Source organism: Holdemanella sp. DFI.5.55 (genome assembly GCF_020593575.1).
GTDB lineage: Bacteria > Bacillota_I > Bacilli_A > Erysipelotrichales > Erysipelotrichaceae > Holdemanella > Holdemanella hominis.
Genome location: NZ_JAJDMK010000411.1, coordinates 1 through 227, shown reverse-complemented (window position 1 = coordinate 227; position 227 = coordinate 1). Strand labels below are relative to the sequence as shown.

Here is a 227-nt window from a genome sequence, read left to right as displayed (position 1 = left end):
GCCCGATTAAAGTTAAAGCTGCCATAAGAAAGGTCTGCCATTTCCCACATCTGCTTTAAAGTCACATGCTTAGGATAGAGACTGACCTCGCTCATCAGATAAAACTGCGTTAAGGCCGCGTCATTGTCATTGATATCATCATTGCCCAGCTTAATCGTGCCGTTAGTTGGCAGAATTCGATTAACGATCAGATTCAATAGCGTTGACTTGCCAGCTCCATTGCGTCC

1 protein-coding gene is annotated in these 227 nt (G+C 44.9%); it reads right to left on the bottom strand.

The features are described 5' to 3' along the window. On the bottom strand, positions 1-227 hold a 227-nt coding region (locus tag LJE08_RS14610; protein WP_227403665.1), incomplete at both ends, for an ATP-binding cassette domain-containing protein.